The 23,654-nt window shown below is 35.7% G+C and carries 15 protein-coding genes; 6 read left to right on the forward strand and 9 right to left on the reverse strand.

What is annotated here, in order from left to right:
• Nucleotides 1-403 precede the first annotated feature (403 nt).
• On the reverse strand, nt 404-2,434 hold the full coding sequence (locus tag DLK05_RS00345) for a M3 family metallopeptidase (RefSeq protein WP_127341980.1): 2,031 nt from the start codon (nt 2,432-2,434) through the stop codon (nt 404-406).
• 649 nt (nt 2,435-3,083) lie between these two features.
• On the opposite strand from DLK05_RS00345, the gene proB reads away from it, so the two are divergent.
• From proB to DLK05_RS00360, 3 genes are all read left to right on the forward strand, one after another.
• Nucleotides 3,084-4,154: a glutamate 5-kinase gene (proB, locus tag DLK05_RS00350; RefSeq protein ID WP_127341981.1), complete on the forward strand. Its 1,071-nt coding sequence runs from the start codon at nt 3,084-3,086 to the stop codon at nt 4,152-4,154.
• Nucleotides 4,155-4,213: 59 nt separating this feature from the next.
• Nucleotides 4,214-5,467, forward strand: coding sequence for a glutamate-5-semialdehyde dehydrogenase (locus DLK05_RS00355; RefSeq protein WP_127341982.1), 1,254 nt, complete (start codon nt 4,214-4,216; stop codon nt 5,465-5,467).
• Nucleotides 5,468-6,066: 599 nt separating this feature from the next.
• Nucleotides 6,067-7,899 carry a MutS-related protein gene (locus DLK05_RS00360; RefSeq protein ID WP_127341983.1) on the forward strand — a complete coding sequence of 611 codons (1,833 nt, stop codon included), beginning with the start codon at nt 6,067-6,069 and terminating at the stop codon, nt 7,897-7,899.
• Between the two features lie 65 nt (nt 7,900-7,964).
• Here DLK05_RS00360 and lgt read toward each other — a convergent pair whose 3' ends face one another.
• From lgt to DLK05_RS00380, 4 genes are all read right to left on the reverse strand, one after another.
• Nucleotides 7,965-8,765 carry a prolipoprotein diacylglyceryl transferase gene (lgt, locus tag DLK05_RS00365; protein ID WP_127341984.1) on the reverse strand — a complete coding sequence of 267 codons (801 nt, stop codon included), beginning with the start codon at nt 8,763-8,765 and terminating at the stop codon, nt 7,965-7,967.
• 93 nt (nt 8,766-8,858) lie between these two features.
• On the reverse strand, nt 8,859-12,158 hold the full coding sequence (gene secA / locus DLK05_RS00370) for a preprotein translocase subunit SecA (protein ID WP_127341985.1): 3,300 nt from the start codon (nt 12,156-12,158) through the stop codon (nt 8,859-8,861).
• Nucleotides 12,159-12,350: 192 nt separating this feature from the next.
• Entirely contained in the window at nt 12,351-12,737 is a 387-nt protein-coding gene (locus tag DLK05_RS00375; RefSeq protein WP_127341986.1) for a hypothetical protein, read from the reverse strand.
• Between the two features lie 181 nt (nt 12,738-12,918).
• The gene (locus DLK05_RS00380) at nt 12,919-13,431 is read right to left on the reverse strand and encodes a ferritin (RefSeq protein WP_127341987.1); all 513 of its coding nucleotides are present in this window, start codon (nt 13,429-13,431) and stop codon (nt 12,919-12,921) included.
• 513 nt (nt 13,432-13,944) lie between these two features.
• On the opposite strand from DLK05_RS00380, the gene DLK05_RS17375 reads away from it, so the two are divergent.
• Entirely contained in the window at nt 13,945-14,130 is a 186-nt protein-coding gene (locus DLK05_RS17375) for a hypothetical protein (protein ID WP_148114096.1), read from the forward strand.
• A gap of 185 nt (nt 14,131-14,315) precedes the next feature.
• Here DLK05_RS17375 and DLK05_RS00385 read toward each other — a convergent pair whose 3' ends face one another.
• On the reverse strand, nt 14,316-16,100 hold the full coding sequence (locus DLK05_RS00385; protein ID WP_127341988.1) for a hypothetical protein: 1,785 nt from the start codon (nt 16,098-16,100) through the stop codon (nt 14,316-14,318).
• A gap of 338 nt (nt 16,101-16,438) precedes the next feature.
• Here DLK05_RS00385 and DLK05_RS00390 point away from each other — a divergent pair, with 338 nt between their 5' ends.
• Nucleotides 16,439-17,029, forward strand: coding sequence for a hypothetical protein (locus DLK05_RS00390; RefSeq protein ID WP_127341989.1), 591 nt, complete (start codon nt 16,439-16,441; stop codon nt 17,027-17,029).
• Between the two features lie 269 nt (nt 17,030-17,298).
• On the opposite strand, the gene DLK05_RS00395 is transcribed toward DLK05_RS00390, so the two are convergent.
• A complete protein-coding gene (locus tag DLK05_RS00395; RefSeq protein ID WP_127341990.1) occupies nt 17,299-18,039 on the reverse strand; it encodes an HU family DNA-binding protein in 741 nt (246 codons plus the stop codon).
• Nucleotides 18,040-18,211: 172 nt separating this feature from the next.
• Here DLK05_RS00395 and DLK05_RS00400 point away from each other — a divergent pair, with 172 nt between their 5' ends.
• A complete protein-coding gene (locus DLK05_RS00400; RefSeq protein ID WP_127341991.1) occupies nt 18,212-19,201 on the forward strand; it encodes a helix-turn-helix domain-containing protein in 990 nt (329 codons plus the stop codon).
• Between the two features lie 92 nt (nt 19,202-19,293).
• On the opposite strand, the gene DLK05_RS00405 is transcribed toward DLK05_RS00400, so the two are convergent.
• Together DLK05_RS00405 and DLK05_RS00410 are read right to left on the reverse strand one after the other, a co-directional pair.
• Nucleotides 19,294-21,519, reverse strand: coding sequence for an NADP-dependent isocitrate dehydrogenase (locus tag DLK05_RS00405; protein WP_127341992.1), 2,226 nt, complete (start codon nt 21,517-21,519; stop codon nt 19,294-19,296).
• A gap of 246 nt (nt 21,520-21,765) precedes the next feature.
• On the reverse strand, nt 21,766-23,535 hold the full coding sequence (locus tag DLK05_RS00410) for a DNA polymerase III subunit gamma/tau (RefSeq protein ID WP_127341993.1): 1,770 nt from the start codon (nt 23,533-23,535) through the stop codon (nt 21,766-21,768).
• Nucleotides 23,536-23,654: the final 119 nt, after the last annotated feature.

The following is a 23,654-nucleotide window of genomic DNA, read 5'->3' on the forward strand; positions in this document are numbered from 1 at the left end:
TCTGTATTTAATTTAGCCTTGCTGTATTTTTCAGTACCTTTTCGTTATTTTTATTGTCTTTCCTTTTTTCACATAGTCTTTCCAGTTATTTTGTCTCCTTTCCGGGAAAGACTTTAATATTTTCGGAAAGGTAACTTTATTTTGAGAAAGACTGCTTATTTATAAGAAATGCAACAGCAAATACAGAAAGGTGCTAAACTATAGCACAAGCCATAGTTAATCAACAAAGATTACCTTCGTACTTGCAACGAAGATATTTATATTAGCTAAACACCACATAATTTTACGAATGAAGAGCAAGATACTGCGTAAAACAGGCTTACTATCCCGTAAGGAAAATGAAAAACAGAAAAAGAGCCGCTATTTTCACAATAACGGCTCTTATTTTTTGTAATGAACAAGTTTATTTCAATCCGCTTCGTACCAAAAGTGGATCAATAGAAGGTTCTTTACCTCTAAACTTTAAATATAAAGTCATAGGATGTTCACTACCGCCTTTTTCAAGAATATTGATACGAAATGCATCTGCAGTTGCTTTATTATATATTCCATTTATTTTAAAGGCCTCAAAAGCGTCAGCGTCAAGAACCTCAGCCCATTTGTAGCCGTAATAACCGGCTGCGTAACCTCCGGCAAATATATGAGAGAATGCAGTGCTCATACAGCTAGTTTCAACTCTATTAAATAATTCTGTGGCATTCATAGCGCTACTCTCAAAGGACTCAACAGAATCCATAACAGGCTCTGATACACTATGCCAAGACATATCATTTAAACCAAAACTAATTTGGCGCACAAAGCCATATCCGCTAAGGAAATTGCTGCTGTCTATAATTTTCTGAACCAATTCGGCAGGAATCTTCTCTCCTGTTTTATAATGCTCAGCAACTTCATCTAACCACTCCTTCTGAAAGGCAAAATTTTCCATAAACTGAGATGGCAATTCAACAAAATCTCTATATACGTTAGTTCCTGACAAACTGCTATAAGTACATCGAGACAGCATACCATGCAGAGCATGTCCAAATTCGTGCAGAAATGTGGTAACCTCGTTAAAGGTCAACAAGGAAGGCTTACTTTCTGTTGGTCTTGTAAAATTACAAACAATGGAAATATGAGGGCGATGATCCATCCCGTTTTCACGATACTGATCTACATAAGACGTCATCCAGGCCCCACCTTGCTTAGAACTTCGAGGATGAAAATCAGCATAAAACAAGGCTAGAAATTTATTGTTAGAATCAAACACTTCAAAAGTCTCGACTTCCTCATGATACTTTGAAAGATTTGGATTTGATTTAAATTGAATACCATAAAGTTTAGAAGCCAGACTAAAAACTCCTTTTTTCACTTTTTGTAATTCGAAATATGGTCTGGTAATTTCATCATTAATATCAAACTTTTCAGTTTTTAATTTTTCTGCATAATATGCCCAATCCCATCTTTGTAAATCGAAATCAGCCCCTAATGTTTTAGCATAGTTCTGCAATTCTTTAAATTCTTCTTTTGCTTTTGGCATCGAAGCATCTAATAACTCATTCAAAAAGTTGAGAACATTTTCTGATGACTTTGCCATTCTTTCCTCTAAAACAAAATCCGCATAGGTATTATATCCAAATAAACGGACTTTTTCCAGACGTAGTTCAACGATACGTTTAAGTATGGATTGGTTATCAAATTCATCATTAAAACACCGCGAAGAGTAAGCTTTAAACATTTTCTCCCGCAATTCGCGCTTGTCGGCATACTGCATAAACGGAACATAGCTAGGGAATTGAAGTGTGAACAGCCATCCCTTCTTATCTTTTTCCTTTGCTAGTGTAGCAGCAGCCTCTAAAATGCCTTCCGGAAGACCTGCAATATCACTTTTTTCAGTCAAATGCAGTTCAAAAGCATTCGTTGCAGCCAATACATTTTCTCCAAACTGCAATGTTAGTTGTGAAAGCTCTTTTGATATTTTCCGAATCTTTTCTTTTTCCTCTTTTTCCAGATTGGCTCCTGAACGCACAAAAGCTTTATACCGATCATCCAGCAATTTTTCCTGTTCAGTATTCAGATTTAAAGTTTCCTTTTTTGCATACACTACTTTTACTCTGGCAAATAGTTTCTCATTCATGATAATGTCATTGGAGAATTCCGTTAACATTGGAGATACTTCTCTTGCCAAAGATTGCATTTCATCAGTTGTATTTGCATGATTCAGGTTGAAAAATACGGAAGCAACACGATCTAATCTATAACCCGAATATTCAAGTGCTTCGATTGTATTTTCGAAATCAGGTTCGCTGGTATTTTCAGTAATCTGATCAATTTCTTTTCTTGCTACTTCTATACTTTTCTCGAATGCTGGCATATAATGTTCCAATTTAATTTTCTCAAACGGAACAGATTCATATAGAGTATTAAAATCTTCTAATAAAGGATTTGTATTCATTTCTTTAATAATTTAATATTCAGATTAGAGCAATATGCAAAAGACACATGAATAACACTCTAACCACTTTATAATAATTTGAATTTTCAAACAAAGATATAAATAGACATCTCAAATTCGTTTAAAAAAATTCATCTTATTTGGAAAATTTCTTAATAAGAATCCAGAATGCTACTATCCCTACACAATTATACTATTCATTTACTGTGTTTTAAGATCAATTACAAGACCAGCTCATTAAAAACATTATATTTCCGCAAACCTTTTCAATGTGTCTGCAAAGCACAATGTATCAACACCTAAGAAATGTTAATACGAAAAGATTCTCTATATTTGATAAAGTTTTAGATAAGGGGGAATTGTAATCATCAAGTGTAACCAACATGAGAGAAAAGAACAATCTTATCGAAAAAATAACTAGCAGTAGTTCTATCCCATCTACAAGTAAACAAATTATTGTATCTGGAATATCATCTTACTTCCAATACCTTCATCCCGCTTGGGTACTGTCATTTCTATACACCTAAAGTTGACCTTTAAGGAAACCACTTAATCTGCAATAGCAGAGCCACTACCATCAAAAGAATCGTATAATATGGATTTAATACCCTTTTGAAATCCGTATGAATAACCCCCTTGAATTAAACCAATGAAAAGAATTTGTATTAAAATAGGCTCCAACGTACTCACCAAAGAAAATGGATCACTAAACAAGATCAGAATTAAAAATCTGGTTTATCAGATATTCCAATTAAAACAAATGGGAATCCAATGTTTATTGGTATCCTCCGGAGCAGTTGCGGCAGGAAAAAGCCATATAAAAAATCCTTTGAAGACTGATACAATAACATCCAGACAGATTTGGTCGGCAATGGGGCAAGTTGAGCTTTTGAATATCTACTCTTCTTTTTTAAAGGAATTTGATATTGAATGTGCTCAGGTACTTGTCACCAAACAAGATTTCAGAACCAGAGAACATTACTTAAATATGAAAAATTGCCTGACTTCTTTACTTGACAATGGTATATTACCTATTATCAATGAAAATGATGCGATTTCAGTAACCGCCTTAATGTTTACCGATAATGATGAGTTATCAGGATTAATTGCCTCGATGATGAATGTTACAGGCTTGTACCTGCTTAGTAATATCAATGGAATTTATAATGGAAACCCTACTGATAGGAACACTACTCTATTACAAACCATTAATGGTGATATAAACAGGCTAAAACAATATATAACAACACAAAAATCAAACTTTGGAAGAGGAGGAATGCTTACGAAGTGCACCATTGCTGGCAGAGTAGCCAAATTAGGGATTCCTGTTCATATAGCCAATGGTTCGTTGGATAACATCCTGCTTAAATTGCTACAAACACCTGAGAAGATTGAACATACAGAGTTTATTGCAAACAAAAAAAGTTCTCCTGTAAAACAATGGCTTTCCGGATCGGAAGGATTTGAAAAAGCAATGGTGGTGATTAATCAAGGTGCAGAAGATGCTTTATGCTCTGACAATGCAACCAGCCTTCTACCCATTGGTATCAGTGAAATACGAGGAAGTTTCGAAAAAGGCGATATCATTAAAATAGTAAATACCAAAGGAAAAGTAATTGGTCTGGGAAAAACCCAATACAACAGATCAAAAGCCGATGCTTGTTTGGGAAAAACAGGAGCAAAACCGTTAGTGCATTACGATTACCTGTTTTTACATTAATACAATGTAAAAGACAGAAACAAAAACAGATACGGATATTATCTAAATAACTACATCAAATGAAAAAGCAATATAAAGACCAATTAAATAAGGTAAAAGAAGCAGCCAGAAACCTGTCTTCAATCCATCAGGATACTATTAATAATACATTGATGGCTCTCGCAGGAGTAGTGAGATCTTCAAGCAGGGAAATACTAACAGCCAATAAAAAAGATTTGGATAAGATGTCGATCTATGATCCAAAATATGATCGATTGTTATTGAGTGAGGAAAGAATTGAAGGAATTGCCTCAGATATTGAAAATGTGGTACAATTACCATCCCCACTGGGTAAAATACTAAGCGAAAAATCGCTTGATAATGGTTTAGGGATTAAAAAATTAAGTGTGCCTCTGGGAACCATTGGTATTATTTACGAAGCTCGTCCGAATGTTACGCTGGATGTATTTGCGCTATGTTTCAAATCGGGAAATGCCTGTGTTTTAAAAGGAGGAAGTGATGCTGATAATTCCAATCGATTTTTAGTTTCTATCATTCAAGAAACTTTAAAACAAAATGCTATTAATCCTGACATTATACAACTATTACCTGCCGAACGGGAAGCCGCTACAGCATTAATGAATGCGCAAGGATTTGTTGATGTTCTAATTCCGAGAGGTTCACAAAATCTCATCAAAACAGTTCGCGAAAATTCCAGTATTCCTGTAATCGAAACTGGTGCTGGCATTGTTCATACCTACTTCGATAAATATGCAGATTTAGAGAAAGGAAAAAGGATTGTATACAACGCAAAAACGCGTAGGGTAAGTGTATGTAATGCCTTGGATTGCCTGATCATTCATCAGGACAGAATAAATGATTTAGCAGAAATTGTGCGTCGATTACAGGATAAAAAAGTGGAAATATATGCCGACCAGCCAGCTTTCGATGCTATTCAGGGCAAATATCCACAGCCCTTGCTTCATCGAGCCACGGAAGAATCATATGGCACAGAATTTTTAAGTCACAAACTTGCAATTAAAACAGCAGATCATTTTCAGGATGCTTTGAATCATATCTACCAATACAGCTCGAAGCATAGCGAAGCAATTATCAGTGAAAACAAGAACAGAGTAAACCGTTTTTGCACCCAAGTTGATGCTGCAGCCGTTTATGCCAATACCTCTACTGCTTTTACAGATGGTGCTCAATTTGGCTTAGGTGCAGAAATTGGAATAAGCACTCAAAAACTGCATGCACGAGGACCGATGGCTCTGGAAGCCCTCACTTCCTATAAATGGGTTATCCGCAGCGAGGGCAAAATTCGGGATTAACTTCTCTGGACATACTACTTTTGTTGTTTTTGCCTTGATGTAATTAATTTCTTACTAGTCCTCAAGCCGGACTGGCTTTTCCTTTTTTATTCATCAAATTATTTTCACGGGCATTCATGAGCTCACTCCGTTCGGTTCTTAGATAAAAAAGGAAACAAAAAATCAAGCCAATCGAATGCTGTTTGGCATTTCATAGCAGCGGTATCTTCCGCATCGCGCCCGCATTTAGAGAGTAGCTTAATTCCGTTTTTTAAGACATGTAGTTGTTTTGAGCAAGAATTTTCCCTGAGGAGGGAGAAATGCTGGTGTTAGGTTGGCATTCGGTGAGCCTGAAAGGCTCTAATTCCCCAACTAGGGGCATCGCCCCTGGTATTTATGTGTCACGGTTAATTCAGGCTGAAGGCCTGATATATTTCAGACTTTCAGACTGATGATTTACAGCTTATACTAGGGGGCAGCTGCCCTTGGTTCTGGTATATAAGCCCTTCAGGCTTTAGGACGATATTGATTGGGTATAATAATATTATCAATATTCCTCTACCAGTAGAGTCTTGCCATGCTATTTTTCCATATTTTTACTTTCTAAATCGAAGCGAAATATGAATAAAAAAATATCTTTCTACACCGAGTGTGTTGAACAATTTAAAAGTCAAGTTGCACTATTAAATAAAACCAATAGAAAGTTGTCTGTATTAAGACTTTTTAGTGCCATTGGAGCATTTGTTTTATTCTATGTAATCCTTTCCTACTCCATTATAATTGCCAGTTCTGTATTTACTCTATTAATAGGAGCTCTCCTCTACTTTGTATATACTTACAACCGAAACGATAAGAATATCAAAAGACTAAATACACTTGTCAAGATCAATGAAAATGAAGTTGATTGCCTGAAAACCAGACACAGTAATTTATTTTACGACGGCAAAGAATATTATCAAGCCAATCATGCTTATGCATCCGATTTGGATATTTACGGAACTCACTCTTTATTCCAGCTAATCAACCGAAGTGTAAGTAAAATAGGAAACAACACACTGTCAAGATGGCTCTCTGCTCCTTCTTCAAATAAGGAGATTAAAAAAAGACAAGCATCAGTTAAAGAATTAGCAGAACAGATTGATTGGAGGCAAAATATCATTCAATATGGATTACAACATCAACTCAAGAGTGATGATCCAAATTTTGTGGCGGATTGGGGCAAAACACCCTCCACTTTTCACGGCAGAAAAATGCTGTATGCAGCCATATTTATCCTGCCAATTTTATCATTGATAGCACTTATTTATTCGTTCATCGGATCGCAAGCTCCTTTGGTTATTCTGGTATTAATTAGCCTTCCCATCCACTATTTCAATTTCAAAAAAATAAATATAGCTCACGACGAAACTGCTAAACGAAGTAGCATGCTTAAAACTTATTCCTATATCATTCAGCAATTTGAAGAACAAGATTGGGAATCGGAAAAATTACAAACATTAAAAACTCAATTGGCAGGTAAAGATCTGCCAACTTCAAAAAAAATACGAAGGCTTTCACAATTAATGGAATTACTTGATCAACGATTTAATCCAGTAGTGCAATTCTTATTCAATCTTTTGTTTTTTTATGAGCTACACATCCTTTTCAGGATAGACAAGTGGAAAATGAAATATGGTAGTGATATAGAGAAGTGGTTCAATATTATTGGAGAAATTGAAGCCCTTTCAAGTTTTGCAAATCTTAGTTTTAATCATGAAGATTGGTCGTTCCCGAATCTATCATCAAATCATTTCGAATTGGAAATGGAAGAAGCAGGACATCCAATGATTAATAAAACCGATAGAATTTGTAATGATTATCAACTTATCGGACCTGGAACGATACACATTATAACAGGATCGAATATGGCTGGAAAAAGTACGTTCTTGAGAACCATTGGGGTAAATGTAGTATTAGCCTTGTCTGGTGCTCCGGTTTGTGCCAAAAGGATGAACGTTTCCAATGTAGAAGTAAATACCTCAATGCGAATTAAAGATTCCATCGAAGAAAATGAATCTTCCTTTTATGCAGAACTGAAAAGAATTCAGCAGGTATTGGAAAAGGTAAATCAAAAAGAAAACACGCTCCTGCTTTTGGATGAGATTTTAAGAGGAACCAACTCAAAAGACAAGCATATCGGTTCTAAAGCACTAATCAAACAACTGGTAAAATACAATGCGGTTGGTTTGGTTGCTACACATGATTTGGAATTATCTATTCTGGAAGAAGAATTACCGGGACAAGTTGAAAATCGTTTTTTTGATATCACGATTGATGGCGATCAGCTCTATTTTGATTATAAAATACAAAAGGGCGTGTGCAAAACCTTTAACGCTCCAATTCTGATGCAAAAAATGGGAATTGATCTGGAGATATTAAAGGAGGGCGTAGAAGTTAAGGATGAATTATCTTAGAGAGATGAAATCATAAAAAAATCCGAGTCAACAGACTCGGATTTTTTATATCGTAGTAAAAGCGATTAAGCTTTCTTCGATTTTAAATTTTTTATAACGAAATAAGCTCCTAACAGAACAAAAGGAATGCTTAGCAATTGTCCCATATTTAAAGCCATGCCTTGTTCAAAAGCTTCCTGATTCTCCTTGATAAATTCAATAAAGAATCTGGCAGTAAAAATCATTACCATAAAAGCTCCGAATATCATTCCCGGACGAGTTTTCGCATCGGTTTTCCAATACATATACATTAACACTCCGAACGAAATGAGATAGCAAACAGATTCGTATAATTGTGCCGGATGCCGAGGTGCTAATGGTTCATAAATAGAGGCTCTAACAAACTGAAAACCCCATGATGAATGAGTTTCCACACCAATAATTTCAGAATTCATCAAATTACCCAAACGAATAAAACTACCTGCTAAAGCAACCGGAATAACCGCATAATCCATTATCCAAAGAATAGATTTCTTACTCACTTTCTTAGAATAAATCCACAAGGCAAAAATAATTCCAATTGCAGCACCATGTGATGCCAAACCACCATGCCACACTTTAATAATTTCAGATGGATGTTGAGAATAAAATTCCCATCCGTAAAAGAAAACATGCCCCAGGCGAGCGCCTACAACGGTAGCAATCATGGTGTACATGAATAATTTATCGAGCCATTCAAGACTAACACCATCTCGTTTAAACATGCGCTCTACAATATAATAACCCAAAAGAAATCCAAGAGCGAACAGTAGTCCATACCAACGAACAGCAATAGGGCCTAATCTAAAAATTTCAGGATCAACATCCCAAAGAATTGATAATAACATATTGGTAGTTTTTATCTTAATAATAAATCAGGTGACGATACATTTTAATAATTTCGTCACCTGAAAATAACAGGAATATTTTAATTTCAAAAATTAAGCCTTAATGGTTTTGCCATGACATTGCTTATATTTTTTACCACTTCCACAAGGACATGGTTCATTTCTCCCCACTTTTTGAGCTACACGAACTGGTTCTAATTTCTTAGGAGCTTGTCTTTCTCTTCCATCACTTCCTAATTCTTCTTTTGATGTTCTTAGCTTACTCATATCCATACGTTTTCGCTCTTCTGCTTGTCGAACTTCATCCGGATCGGATAAAGGAATATGACCTTTCATTAAACTGGAAACAACATTTTTATTCACATTCTCCACCATCGATTTAAATAAGTTGAATGACTCAAACTTATAAATCAATAGAGGATCTTTCTGTTCGTAAGAAGCATTCTGAACAGACTGCTTCAAATCATCCATCTCCCGCAAATGTTCTTTCCAGGCTTCATCAATGGTAGCCAGAATAGAAACCTTCTCGAATGATCTTACCAAATCTTCCGCCTGTGTATCGTATGCCTTCTTTAAATTCGTAACTACCTGATACATTTTATTACCATCGGAAAAAGGAACTACAATATTCTCATAAAGATCAGCTTTCGACTCATAAACATTCTTGATTACTGGATAAGCTTGTTTTCCAATTGATTCAGTTTTTCTATGATATGCGTCCAATACTACATCGTAAAGTCTTGGCATAATTTCTTCCGGATTTTCTTTCTTGAATTCCTCATCGCTTACAGGCGATTGAATAGAAAATGCACGAATCAATTCCATTTTAAATTCTTCATAATCAATTCCATGATTTTCATTCACGATAGCTTCCGCAACATCATACATCATATTCGCGATATCTACCTGAATACGCTCTCCAAATAAGGCATGACGACGACGTTTGTATATAACCTCACGTTGCGAGTTCATCACATCGTCATATTCCAATAATCTTTTACGAATACCAAAGTTGTTCTCTTCCACTTTTCTCTGAGCTCTCTCAATAGACTTAGTAATCATACTATGCTGAATTACCTCACCGTCTTTCACTCCCATTCTGTCCATCAACTTCACAATTCTATCGGAACTGAACAAACGCATCAAATTATCTTCTAAGGATACAAAGAATTGAGAAGAACCAACGTCTCCCTGACGACCTGCACGACCTCTAAGCTGACGGTCAACACGACGGGAATCGTGACGTTCCGTACCAACAATAGCTAAACCACCAGCGGCTTTTACTTCATCAGAAAGTTTAATATCAGTACCACGACCAGCCATATTTGTTGCAATCGTAACGGTACCCTTCTGTCCTGCTTCAGCAACAATATCTGCTTCACGCTGATGCAATTTAGCATTCAGCACATTGTGTTTGATACCACGAATCTTCAACATTCGACTTAACAACTCCGATATCTCTACAGAAGTTGTTCCCACCAAAACAGCACGTCCGTTATTTACCAAATCAACAATTTCTTCGATTACGGCATTATACTTTTCTCTTTTGGTTTTATAAACCAAGTCATCACGGTCAGCGCGAGCAATTGGGCGATTGGTTGGAATTACCACCACTTCAAGTTTATAAATATCCCATAACTCACCAGCCTCTGTTTCAGCTGTACCAGTCATCCCCGAAAGTTTATGATACATCCTAAAATAATTCTGCAAAGTAATGGTAGCAAAAGTCTGTGTTGCCGCTTCAATCTTCACGCTTTCCTTAGCTTCAATTGCCTGGTGTAAACCATCGGAATAACGACGACCTTCCATGATACGTCCGGTTTGCTCATCAACGATTTTCACTTTACCATCGATTAAGACATATTCTATATCTTTTTCGAATAAGGTGTAAGCTTTCAAAAGCTGGTTAATGGTATGTACACGTTCTGATTTCACCGAGTAACTTTGAATCAGTTCATCCTTTTTAGCCAATTTATCTTCATCCGAAGAATCTGATTTTTCAATGGCGGCTATTTCCGATCCAATATCTGGTAAGATGAAGAAGTTGGTATCACCACTATCCTCACTTAACAAATCGATTCCCATATCACTCAACTCAATAGAGTTGTTTTTTTCATCAATAACAAAATACAATTCATCGGTAATGATGTGCATATTCTTGTTATTTTCCTGCATATAGAAATTCTCTGTCTTCAAGAGTGTAGTCTTATTTCCCTGCTCACTCAGATACTTAATCAAAGGTTTCATCTTAGGTAAACCCTTAAATGTTCTAAGTAATAACTTAGCTCCTTCCTCCTTCTCCTTTTTATTTTCACTATTCAAAAGCCTTTTTGCATCGGTAAATATTTTCATTACCAATTCATTCTGGGCTTTCACCAATTTCTCAACCTTTGGCTTTAATTCATCAAACTGCTGATGTTCCCCTCTTGGAATCGGACCTGAAATAATTAAAGGAGTACGTGCATCATCAATTAACACAGAGTCAACCTCGTCGACAATGGAATAGTTGTGACGACGCTGTACCAAATCTTTAGGATTGGTGGCCATATTATCACGAAGATAATCGAAACCAAATTCGTTATTGGTACCAAAAGTAATATCGCAAGCATAAGCTGCTCTACGCTCATCAGAGTTCGGAGAATGTTTATCGATACAATCAACAGACAAACCATGGAATTGATAAAGTGGTCCCATCCATTCCGAGTCACGTTTGGCAAGATAATCGTTCACGGTAACCAAATGAACACCACGTCCGGTAAGCGCATTCAAAAACACAGGTAATGTTGCTACCAGGGTTTTACCCTCACCAGTTGCCATCTCTGCAATCTGTCCGTGGTGTAACACAGTACCACCAATCAACTGCACATCGTAATGAATCATGTTCCAGGTAATTTCGGTACCACCCGCCAACCAGGAATTAAAATAGACAGCTTTATCACCATCAATTTGAACATTATCCATTCGTGCCGCCAAATCGCGATCAAATTGAGTAGCAGTAACTTCAATTTCCTCATTTTCGGTAAATCGACGAGCTGTATCCTTAACGATTGAAAAAGCAATAGGAAGAATTTCATCTAAAACTTCTTCGATTTTATCATCAATTTTAGTCTCTATTTTGTCAATCTCGTCATAGATTTCCTCTTTCTCATTCACAGAGAGACTACCTTCCTCAATTTTCGCTTTCAGGCTTTTTACTTCATCCTTTTCCGCTTGAATAAAATCCTGAATTCTCTGTCTTAACTTATCCGATTCATTACGAAGCTCGTCATTACTTAAAACCGTAATTCTGTCGTACTCTGCCTTTATCTTTCCCAAGTAAGGACTTAACTCTTTCAAGTCTCTGTCTGATTTATTACCAAACAACTTGCTTAATGTATTATCTATAAAACCCATTTTGATTTTTTGATTTCAATATAAAACGAAGCATCAAATCCAAACTTAATCGGAAACATGCTAATATCTTTAAATTAATTGTGGAAAATGATTTCTTTAACAGATTATTTTTGCAATGTTGATAGGATGTTATTATTAATTTATAGCAACACGAATCTTTACATTAAGTAGAACAAGAAAGTCATTTTGGAATTAACAGAAAAAGCCTGGTGCTCTTATCTGACAGTCGCTATCCGGAATCTGTTTATAGCTATGACAAGCATAATCTGGCACAGTAGCTAAACATCGTGCTAATGGAGTATAACAGATAGAATTATTAGAAATATTTGCAGGAAATTCTGGTAATTTCTTTAAAACAGAAAAACCTTTTAGCTTGTAGATACAATCACTAGTGATTTGCTCCTTTTCTACCGGCACTAATATTGGAGAGGAATAATTCTCCTCCAAATTTTGAACATGACCCGCAAACCATTCGGCAAGTAGCAGTTGATCTACAGAAATAGCTTCGGCATTTGCAACAGGAACCGCAGCAGCGCAGCCTGTTAGCACACAAAAAACTACTATGAGGTATCTATTCATATCCATCGAGACCAAAAGTAAAAAATTTTATTTGTTTCCGAATACGATTTATGAAAAATCTGACGAATACTTCTCAAAAGAAAAGCAAGCTATATCACTATATCTCCTGCTTTTAATTTCCGATAGTAAATACAAAAAGCCCCACAAAAGTGAGGCTTATAATTTAATTCATTTTTTTGTGCTATGCTTGAGTGGCATCTACAAAAACACGCGTTTTAAACTCCTTATCCATCATATATAGTCCGTGTCCTTCACCTTTAAACATTTTAAGCTGATCGATTATCTCAGAAACAGTAGCTTCTTCTTCTACCTGCTCGTCAACGAACCATTGTAAAAAATTAACAGTTGCATGATCTCTCGCTTCTAAAGCTACTTCAGTACACTCGTTAATCATGTTAGTTACTTTTTCCTCATGCTTTAAAGTATCTTCAAAAATATCTAAAACACCATTCCATTCGGTAGCCACTTCGGCAATAGGCTCTAATAAAACACGTCCGTTTCTGTCATTCAAATAATTAACCATTTTAAGTCCATGGGTTGTTTCTTCCTGAAACTGAACTTTCATCCAATTGGCAAAACCAGGCATTCCATTTGCTGTTAAATAATTAGACATAGACAAGTAGAAATAAGCAGACCAAAACTCTGCATTAATTTGCTTATTCAATATCTCTTCAACTTTCTTACTGATAGCCATAATATATAATCTTTTTAAGTGTTTCTATTTTATCCCAAAAATAGGAAGAATTACACGAACCATGCAAAAATGCTAATGTAGATTGATTCTATTTTGCATATTTCCCCTCCCCTGACTAAAGTCAAGGGCAATTCAAGTCAGGGGCAATCCTCTAATTGTGATTTGTGTGCAGTAACATGTTTCATGATACCTTAATTGTTAGAATTATAAATCATGCATGAACTACATGCTTAGCATATCCAGTATTCAAAGCCTGTTTGGATTAAATGCTTAACATCTCCAGGATGCTTAGCATATCCAGCATATTGAGATTCTGTTTAAATTACATGCTTAGCATCTTCGAGATGCCTAGCATATCCACTATTCAAAGCCTGTTTGAATTACATGCTTAGCATCTTTGAGATGCTTAGCATATCCAGTATCGAAATCCTGTCTGAATTAAATGCTTAGCATCTTCGAGATGCTTAGCATATCCAGTATCCAAAGCCGGTTTGGGCTAAATGCTTAGCATCTTTGAGATGCTTAGCATATCCAATATCGAAAGCCTGTTTGGATTACATGCTTAGCATCTTTAAGATGCTTAGTATATCCATTTTCAAATCCTGTTTGAATTACATGCTTAGCATCTTTGAGATGCTTAGTATATCCAATATCGAAAGCCTGTTTGAATTAAATGCTTATCATCTTCGGGATGCTTAGCATATCCAGTATCCAAAGCCGGTTTGGGCTAAATGCTTAGCATCTTTGAGATGCTTAGCATATCCAGTATTCAAAGCCTGTCGGAATTACATGCTTAGCATCTTTGAGATGCTTAGCATATCCAGTAATTAAAAAACCACTAGCCTTTCTATATTAAGGAATTAGCTAGTGGTTTTAATATTAACTTATCTTACTGGCTTTTGAAGAGATTTGATTTGATCATTCTTACTTATATATGTCAATGTGCCATCAGCATGTGTTGTATAGGACAGAATTCTTCTAAGTCCCATATAGCTAATTATTCCAGAATCTGTGTCTTCATAATATTTATCATATTTTTCTATTTTAATTGTTATATCTGCTTTCATAAATAAGGAGCCTGGGGTCACTACCTGCATTGTCGCACCGTCTATAAAATGAAGGCTTTTTTCGGGGTTGTGTTCTAAATCATCTCCAACAACAAATCCAATAATTGAATGAGGACCTCCATATTCCCCTGCCACATATGTTACAACAATAAACACAGGTAGATTGAACAATCCATTGTGCTTGTCTGTGAATTGAGGATCTAAATTTTGAGTAAGTGCAAGAATCAAGTGATCATAATATTCAGAGCCTGCAATATTAATTAGGTGTTGATAGGAATACTCATTACAAGACCAACCTGGCATTTCTTTTCTTAAGAATAAAGATCCACTTAAGGCTACTGTTCTATTTATGAAATCGCGCCTTTGCTCGACTGTTAGTTCTGGGCTTTGAAAATCGTGTGCTAGTTTATACCACACACTGTTTTTTCCTTTGGCGATTTCGGCGTCATCTTCTGAGTTATATACCCCGTCTCTATTTACATCTCTATAAATTTCTATTGGATCTAGCGATAAATCCCCTGAGCCGTAAAAATCATTTCTTGATTTTCCTAAGTTCTCGTGGACATACCACTGAGTGAACAATCCGTATGGGTCGTTTGATGTAGGAGTTACTCGCTCATCAATTACAACTTCCATTGATTGTGTGTTCAAGTTACCATCTGAATCTAAAACATCAACAACAACATCATAAGTTCCGTAAGTCTCAAACGAATAATCAAAGATTGCTTCTTTTTCTGAAGCTAAACCTTCTTTCTCTATTTTTACTTCTCCGTTTATTTTTATTGTTGCTTTGAAAATTTTGTCCTCAAATGTTTTTGAGTTTAATTTAAATTTGTAATTGTAGGCTGTTGCGATATCGTTTTTAATCGTTACACCTGTAGCCTCACTTTCCCAAGTTTGTATTGATGGAGTTCTGTCTTCAACTGCTAAAGTTAGAGCTCTTGTTCCGACATTTCCCTTGTCATCCGTTGCTGTTAGTGTCAATGATTTTTGGCCTGGAGTTGAATAAGTTATAAATTCTGAATATTCTACTCCTGATTCAAAATTGTAGCTGGGTTCTTTTACTTCCCCCTCACCGTTGTCAATTTTTAATGTGGACACACCATTCTTTGAATTCACTGTTATTTTCAGTGAAATTGTTTGGGTGTTTATGACTATTCCAGCATCTATTGACGCTTGAGTTGAGGCATATTGTAATGAAGCACTTATCCCCGGAGTTTTATCATCAACCACCACTGACTGTATTGTGGATATGGTTCCACCTTTCAAGTCAGTTAATTTCATTACTAATTCAAATTCACCTAATTCTGAATAGGTGATTTCTTTTTTGTAATTGATGTTTGGTTGCAGTGATTTGAAAGTAAATGTTTGCCCTGCTCCGTTTTCTATAATCATTGTATAGGCTGCGTTTGCAGTTGCTGACCATTCCACTTCGTAATTAAAAACTTCGCCTTCTGTCTTAGTATAAGTTACACCTTTTAATGTTATTTTTGGTGTAATTATTGGGTCCGGTTTTGGGTCTATTACTGGAGTATCCTTTGAACAGGATACAAAAGATAATGCTACTAAAAGCATTGCGAATAATAATGTTGATTTTTTCATTTTGGGACTTTTAATGATTTTATTTAGTGGTTCTATCATTGGTATTTTTGCTTTTATTCTTTGGAGTTCTTTTTGTTAAAAAAAATTCGGTAATTGATGAAAAGCCATAAATAAATAAGCTATCACAAAGAGGATTTGGAATATGGATGGTACATTTAACTTTAGAGTAATCATAATAGCTAGCTGTTATTGTGGGGACAATTACTATAAACAATATGTAAATATAAGTAAAAATTTAAAGTGTTAAAATATTATTTTCAGAAAGCTAAAAAGATAAAGTACAACACAATTAGTATTTTAACACCAATGATAATAAATAATTTAGCTATCTTCATCTCATGCTTTTCGAAGAAGAAAAAACATATCATATTTACAATAGGAGCAACGAAGTCGTATTTTACAATAGAAGCAACTATATCTATTTTCTTAAAAAAGTAAATCGTCTTATTCGACCTTACGCAGATATACTGGCATGGTGTTTAATGCCCAATCATTTTCACTTTCTAATTGTAGTTAATGCTAAAGGTAGCCAACGAATATCTGAATTGCACAGACCGCAGGTTCAGCAATTATCCAAAAATCTGGGATCACTTCTAAGTTCATATACCCGTGCCATTAACAAAGAACAGCAACGTAGAGGTAAACTTTTTGCTCACAACACTAAGGCAAAGTGTTTAAATGATATTACACAAAATGATAATATCCTTGATAATTGCTTTCATTATATCCATCAAAATCCTGTAAGATCAGGATTATGTGAAAATCTGCTTGATTGGGAATTTTGTTCTGTTCTTGATTATGCGGATAAAAGAAACGGGAAATTAGTGAATAAACAATTAGCCTACGAAACCATTCATATTGATACAGATAATTTCCTTACCCAATCTAATATCCTATTGGACGAGAGACTTTTAAAAGATATATTTTAACAATTAATTGTTAGGAATACATGCTTTGCATTTCCAATATCCAAAGCCTAGCTGAGCGAAATGCTTAGCATCTTCAGGATGCTTAGCATATTCAGCATATCCAAATCCTGTTTGGGGTAGCCTAATACCGCGGACCAGGGTATTACAATACCGCAGACTGCCGCAGCCTAATACCTCGGTGCGCGGTATGGTAATACCGCAATACTATTTTAAACAAAAACAAAGCCTTTCTGCATAGAAAGGCTTTGTTTATAATCAATTAGAAGTAATTAGGCATCTACTACTAACAGATATTCAAAGATGTAGGTTCGTGGTTTCTTTAAAAATACTTTGGAAGAACTGTGCTGGGTACTAATTACCAATCGGTAATCACCAGCAACTAATCCTGTAGGAACAATAAAACTTAGTTTAGAAGGAGAGTTAGTGAGCATTGAGGTAGTTGGTACCAATATTTCTTCTTTTGTGGTTTCGTTCACCAATTTGATACCTATACCAGCCTGGTCTCCTTCTATTTTTATTCTAGTACCGATAATATTAACACCACCACCAGGAGTCAACTTACTGTTCACCTCACCTGATGTTACGTCGGTAACTGAATTAACAGCCATTGGTGAGGCAGCCATTCCGCGAACATCAACCTTGCACGATTTTACAGCATTACGCAATTCTACTGTGGGAGTAACATGAACCGAAAGGCTGTGTTTTGCATTATCCCATTTTTCATTGTCGCCAATAAATACACCATTTACATTCAAATGAAAATATCCCAAGCCGAAATGAACCGATGCCCCATTGGCAAGTTGTTCTAAGGCAATATTTTTAAGTATTTCGTGAGCCGATTTCAATGTTGTAGCACTCAAATCGGTTCTCCGCGATACCGCAATATTTACCAAATCGTCTACAGACAGACTTTTTGTTGTTACTACTCTACCAAATCGATCATCTTTTTGTTCGGTGATGGTTAAATCATGTAATTCTACAATCACACTGTTCTTTTCTTTAACTTCCATAATACAATAAATTTATTTATTCAGAAATAAGATGCTGTCTAAAACAATAAAAATGTAAAATACTTTTCCTGTTTTTCAGTATCTTTGATAATAAAATAACAAGTATGAAGTTAGATTAGTCTGACAAATAACTGTTTAATAATCCGGACTATTAATTTAACATTCCGAACCTATGCAAAATCTCGCACTACACACCAATATAAATGAGTACTCCACCAAAGAAGAATGGCAAGATCTTATTGGTGAGTTTTACAACAACAAGGAAATTACTCATACAAATCGAAAATATACAGATGCTATATTAAAATTGCGGCGAAACAAGTTGCCTGGTTTATCGCTAATAAGTCTGGAAAGTTTTGCGCCTTTCGATATTCCCTGCTTTAGGCAAAACAAGGAAACTTTATTTGCCATGCATTTTATGCTATGTGGCTCGATGCATTATTCTGTAAGACAGCACAGTTCGAAATTTGAAAACGGACAGAATAATATTTTGATAATCCCCGAAAAATCACTGAGTTCCTTATTTTTTAACCGAAATACATTTTATTCCTACCGCAGCATTATTTTTCAAGATGATTATCTGGAACAGTTGATGATGCGATATCCGGAAGCACTAGAGAGCCTGTTTCAAAAATACACTAAAGGAGAAACTTATTGTTTTGAACATCCCAATTTGATCAACACTCGTGAGATGAATACTATTCTTTCACAAATAGATCACGCATCGGATTTGGGTAATATGGCACCACTATACGCCGAAGGCAAGATATTAGAACTATTATGCTTGCAAATTAAAGCCACAGATTGCACACAAAATACTCCACAAATTCGATTAAAAGCCGTGGATATTAAAAAAATAAAAGAAGTAAGTTATTTACTGACAAAGAATATAAGTTCTCCTCTTACAATTCAGCGACTTTCGCGTATGGTTGGATTAAACGAAAAAAAGTTGAAATATGGATTTAAACAAGTTTTTCATCAAACGATATTTCAATTTCACTTTAATCACAGAATGGCTCTGGCTCTTAAATTGCTTTGCGACAGCGATCTTACCATTCTTGAAATCGGCATTAAATGCGGATATGAATACCCTTCGCATTTTAGCACAGCCTTTAAAAACAAATATGGCGTGTCTCCCCTGCAATTCAGATCGAAACAATAAGCTTGTTTTACTTACTAATTCAAAACTTATGGCAAAAAAAAAGACCTCCCGTTAGGAGGCCTTTCAAATATTTATTCAATTGGTATATTCAATTAAATTGCGTCGATAATTGCATTTAATGTTGCACTCGGACGCATTGCTTTAGCTGCTAATTCTTCGTTAGGAAGATAATATCCACCAATATTAACAGGCTCGCCTTGAGCGTCATTTAACTCCTGAATAATAGTGGTTTCTTTTGCTTCCATTTCCTTTGCAACATTAGCAAAAGTAGCTTGTAATTCGGCATCAATATTTTGAGCGGCCAATGCTTGTGCCCAATACATAGCCAAATAAAAATGACTACCTCTGTTATCCAGTTCCTTCACCTTACGGGATGGAGATTTTTTATTCTCCAGAAACTTGCTAACCGCATGATCTAATGTATTTGCAAACAAAGCTGCTTTCTCATTTTTATATGCATTGGCAAGATGTTCCAAGGAAACACCTAATGCCAGGTATTCTCCTAAAGAATCCCATCTAAGATGACCTTCTGCCAGAAATTGTTGCACATGCTTTGGAGCAGAACCACCAGCACCAGTTTCGAACAATCCACCACCACACATCAATGGTACAATAGAAAGCATCTTAGCACTAGTACCTAATTCGATGATAGGAAACAAGTCGGTTAGGAAATCACGCAATACGTTTCCTGTTACCGAAATGGTATCTTCTCCATTACGGATTCTTTCCAAAGAAACTCGCATTGCCTCTACTGGGGTAAGAATTCTAATATCTAATCCTTCTTTATTAAATTCAGGCAGATAAACTTTCACTTTTTTAATGATCTGAGCATCGTGAGCTCTGTTTTCATCCAACCAGAAAATGGCAGGTGCTCCTGTTGCTCTTGCCCTGTTAACTGCAAGTTTCACCCAATCCTTAATTGGAGCATCTTTTGCCTGGCAAGCTCTATAAATATCTCCGGTTTCTACTTTTTGATCTAACAAGCAATTTCCAGCTTCATCAACGATTTTAATTGTTCCGTTAGCAGGAGCAATAAAAGTTTTATCATGAGAACCGTACTCTTCTGCCTTTTGAGCCATTAATCCAACATTAGGAACACATCCTAAGGTTGCAGGATTGAAAGCACCATGTTTTTTACAATCCTCAATCACCTCCTGATAGATGGTTGCATAGGCTCTGTCTGGAATTAATGCCTTTGTATCCTGAAGTTTTCCAGCGGGATTCCACATTTTACCTGAGTCGCGAATAACAACCGGCATCGAAGCATCAATAATCACACTATTTGGCACATGCAAATTAGTGATTCCCTTATCAGAATCTACCATTGCCAAATCAGCTTGCTTCTCATATACTACTTTAATATCAGCTTCAATCTCTGCTTTCTTATCAGCAGGAAGGTTTTGGATCTTAGCATAAAGATCACCCAGACCATTATTAACATTTACACCCAATTCTTTTATCAAAGCCGCATGCTTTTCGAAAACATCCCGATAAAAGACTTCAACTGCATGACCAAACATTACTGGATCTGATACCTTCATCATCGTTGCTTTCAAGTGCAAAGAAAGTAGGATATCTTTGGCCTTTGCATCTTCAATTTGTTCTGCATAGAACTTTCGAAGTGCTTTTACATTCATAACCGAAGCATCAATAACTTCTCCCTTTAAAAGAGCAGTTTTTTCTTTTAAAACTTTAGTTTGACCTGCTTCATCAGCAAATTCAATGGTGACATTGGTAGCATTATCCAGGCATATGGATTTTTCGCTACCATAAAAATCTCCACCTTGCATGTAGGCAACATGGGATTTTGAATCGCTGGTCCATGCACCCATTCGATGTGGATTATTTTTAGCATACTGCTTTACAGAAGCTGCTGACCTACGGTCTGAATTTCCTTCTCTTAACACAGGATTAACAGCACTACCCAGCACTTTTGCAAATCGTTTTTGCAATTCTTTTTCAGTATCTGTATTAGCTTCTTCCGGATAATTTGGTATGTCGTAACCTTTTTCCTGCAATTCTTTGATCGCAGCTTCTAACTGAGGAATTGAGGCACTAATGTTCGGCAACTTGATAATATTTGCCTCTGGTTGTTGAGTTAATGCTCCCAACTCAGCCAAGTTATCCGGAATTTTCTGATCAGCCTTCAAGTTATCCGGAAAATTTGCAATAATTCTTGCAGGTAATGAAATATCTTTTGTTTCGATATTAATACCAGATGTTTTTGTGAAAGCCTTAATTATTGGCAACAAAGAATAGGATGCCAAAGCCGGAGCTTCATCAATCTTGGTATAAACAATTTTTGGTGTCTTTGTCATGTTGGTTACACTTTTGGGTGGTTAAATAATCTTTTAAAATTTGTTTTAAATTATATTCTTGTTTGAATTTATCCCCCATCAAACTGGGCATAAACATATGTAATTTTTTTATTTTACAATTTAAAAATGATCACTTTTTAACGATTTTTTTCTTTAATTACAACTACCTAAAAATAAGGCTTCTGTATTAATACAGAAGCCTTATTTTAGCCAATTCTAATATGCTATACATCATGTTTTTTGTTTTTATTCAAAGTCAAGGGAAAATTTTTGTTTCAGGACTCCTAAAGCAGGGTTTTTTTCACACAAATAATTAAATCTATCGGTATCGGTGAATACTCTTTTTTTGCTTGTTGTCTTCAACATTTCGGTCGTCAACTCTATCTTAACATTATTCAATTCTCTTCTTAAATAATTTTGAACCTCCCCTTTCACCGAATTCACATCATCTTCTTGCAATGGGTTGCTCACTTGAATCACTACTTTAAAATCCTCCAATACTTTTGGTGAATTAACTGTTAGTGCAAGACGAATTCTTTCACTCTTATTCTTTGCTTTCACAAAATCCTTTAGCTTGAAAAGTACTTGTTTCGAGTTAAAAGACTCCTTCCCGATAACTTCCGTGTTATAGGATGATTCTTTCTGCGATTCCTTATTCTCAGCTACCTGTTTCTTTATCCCACTTTGCATTGCTTGCTTGATAGAAACAGTAGTTGTATATCCAATCTTTGATTTAGGTGAAGTAGTTTCCTTCGAAACAACTTGTTTATCGCCATAAATCTTCTTGCTATCTGACATAACCGTTTCGCTATTTGCCTGATACGAAACGTTACCCGAAGATTTTTGAGAATTATCATCGACAGAAACATTTATCTTCTGTAGTTTCTTAGAATTCTCAATTTCCGCTATTCCTTTTTTTTTTAACTCAATTATTTGAGATAATTGAATCAGGCTAAGCTCTATTAATAAGCGTGGATTCTGACTTGTCTTATAGTTGATACCACACTGATTTAATATTTTGAGTGCTTCGTAAAGGAAATCAAGCGGGCATTTTTTTGCCTGGTCTACATATTTTTGCTTCACGCTATCACTAACCTCAAGTAATTGTATCGTTGCAGCATCCTTACCAACCAATACATCGCGAATATGAGCACTTAAACCAGAAATAAAATGCTGTCCTTCGAATCCCTTCTCTAAGATTTCATTTAGAAGAATTAGCACTTCCGCAACTTTCCCTTCCAAAAAGGCATCAACCATTTTAAAATAATAATCATAGTCCAAAACATTTAAATTCTGAATTACATGATCAAATGAAATTTCCTTTCCGGAAAAACTCACAATCTGGTCGAAGATAGACAAGGCATCGCGCATAGCTCCATCCGCTTTTTGAGCAATCACATTTAATGCTTCCTCTTCAACATGCACCGCTTCTTTTTCGGCAATATACTTTAAATGCAATACGGCATCAGCAACCTTAATTCGACTAAAATCGAATATCTGACAACGGGATAGAATCGTTGGTAATATTTTGTGTTTCTCGGTAGTTGCTAAAACAAAAATAGCGTGTGCAGGAGGTTCTTCTAAGGTTTTAAGAAATGCATTAAAAGCATTTGCCGATAACATATGAACCTCGTCAATAATATAGATGCTATAATTTCCAATTTGAGGCGGAATACGAACCTGATCGATAAGCGTACGGATATCATCCACCGAATTATTCGAGGCTGCATCCAACTCATGAATATTATAGGAACGATTTTCATTAAAAGCCTTACAGGATTCACATTCATTACATGCCTCAAACTCTGAGGTGATTTGAGAGCAATTTATTGTTTTAGCAAATATTCTTGCACAAGATGTTTTGCCAACACCACGCGGACCACAAAAAAGGTACGCATGTGCCAAATGACTATTTTTAATAGCATTTTTAAGGGTAAGCGTTATTGATTCTTGTCCAACTACACTTGAAAAGGCAGAAGGACGATATTTTCGAGCTGAAACTATAAAATTCTCCATATAATAGTAAGAACAAAAGCGGATCTACTTTCTTTTGTAAGAAGATCAAATATACTGAAACGATAATAATAATAAGTCAATTAATGACTAAGATTTTTTCACACTTAATTAAAACAATA

Source organism: Ancylomarina longa, from assembly GCF_003996985.1.
Taxonomy (GTDB): Bacteria; Bacteroidota; Bacteroidia; order Bacteroidales; family Marinifilaceae; genus Ancylomarina_A; species Ancylomarina_A longa.

Excerpts from the sequence above, each read along its gene's own strand:
- DLK05_RS00345 (WP_127341980.1), bottom strand. The coding sequence starts at position 2,434 with ATGAATACAAATCCTTTATTAGAAGATTTTAATACTCTATATGAATCT.
- proB (WP_127341981.1), top strand. The coding sequence starts at position 3,084 with ATGAAAAGAATTTGTATTAAAATAGGCTCCAACGTACTCACCAAAGAA.
- DLK05_RS00355 (WP_127341982.1), top strand. The coding sequence starts at position 4,214 with ATGAAAAAGCAATATAAAGACCAATTAAATAAGGTAAAAGAAGCAGCC.
- DLK05_RS00360 (WP_127341983.1), top strand. The coding sequence starts at position 6,067 with ATGAATAAAAAAATATCTTTCTACACCGAGTGTGTTGAACAATTTAAA.
- lgt (WP_127341984.1), bottom strand. The coding sequence starts at position 8,765 with ATGTTATTATCAATTCTTTGGGATGTTGATCCTGAAATTTTTAGATTA.
- secA (WP_127341985.1), bottom strand. The coding sequence starts at position 12,158 with ATGGGTTTTATAGATAATACATTAAGCAAGTTGTTTGGTAATAAATCA.
- DLK05_RS00375 (WP_127341986.1), bottom strand. The coding sequence starts at position 12,737 with ATGAATAGATACCTCATAGTAGTTTTTTGTGTGCTAACAGGCTGCGCT.
- DLK05_RS00380 (WP_127341987.1), bottom strand. The coding sequence starts at position 13,431 with ATGGCTATCAGTAAGAAAGTTGAAGAGATATTGAATAAGCAAATTAAT.
- DLK05_RS00385 (WP_127341988.1), bottom strand. The coding sequence starts at position 16,100 with ATGAAAAAATCAACATTATTATTCGCAATGCTTTTAGTAGCATTATCT.
- DLK05_RS00390 (WP_127341989.1), top strand. The coding sequence starts at position 16,439 with ATGCTTTTCGAAGAAGAAAAAACATATCATATTTACAATAGGAGCAAC.
- DLK05_RS00395 (WP_127341990.1), bottom strand. The coding sequence starts at position 18,039 with ATGGAAGTTAAAGAAAAGAACAGTGTGATTGTAGAATTACATGATTTA.
- DLK05_RS00400 (WP_127341991.1), top strand. The coding sequence starts at position 18,212 with ATGCAAAATCTCGCACTACACACCAATATAAATGAGTACTCCACCAAA.
- DLK05_RS00405 (WP_127341992.1), bottom strand. The coding sequence starts at position 21,519 with ATGACAAAGACACCAAAAATTGTTTATACCAAGATTGATGAAGCTCCG.
- DLK05_RS00410 (WP_127341993.1), bottom strand. The coding sequence starts at position 23,535 with ATGGAGAATTTTATAGTTTCAGCTCGAAAATATCGTCCTTCTGCCTTT.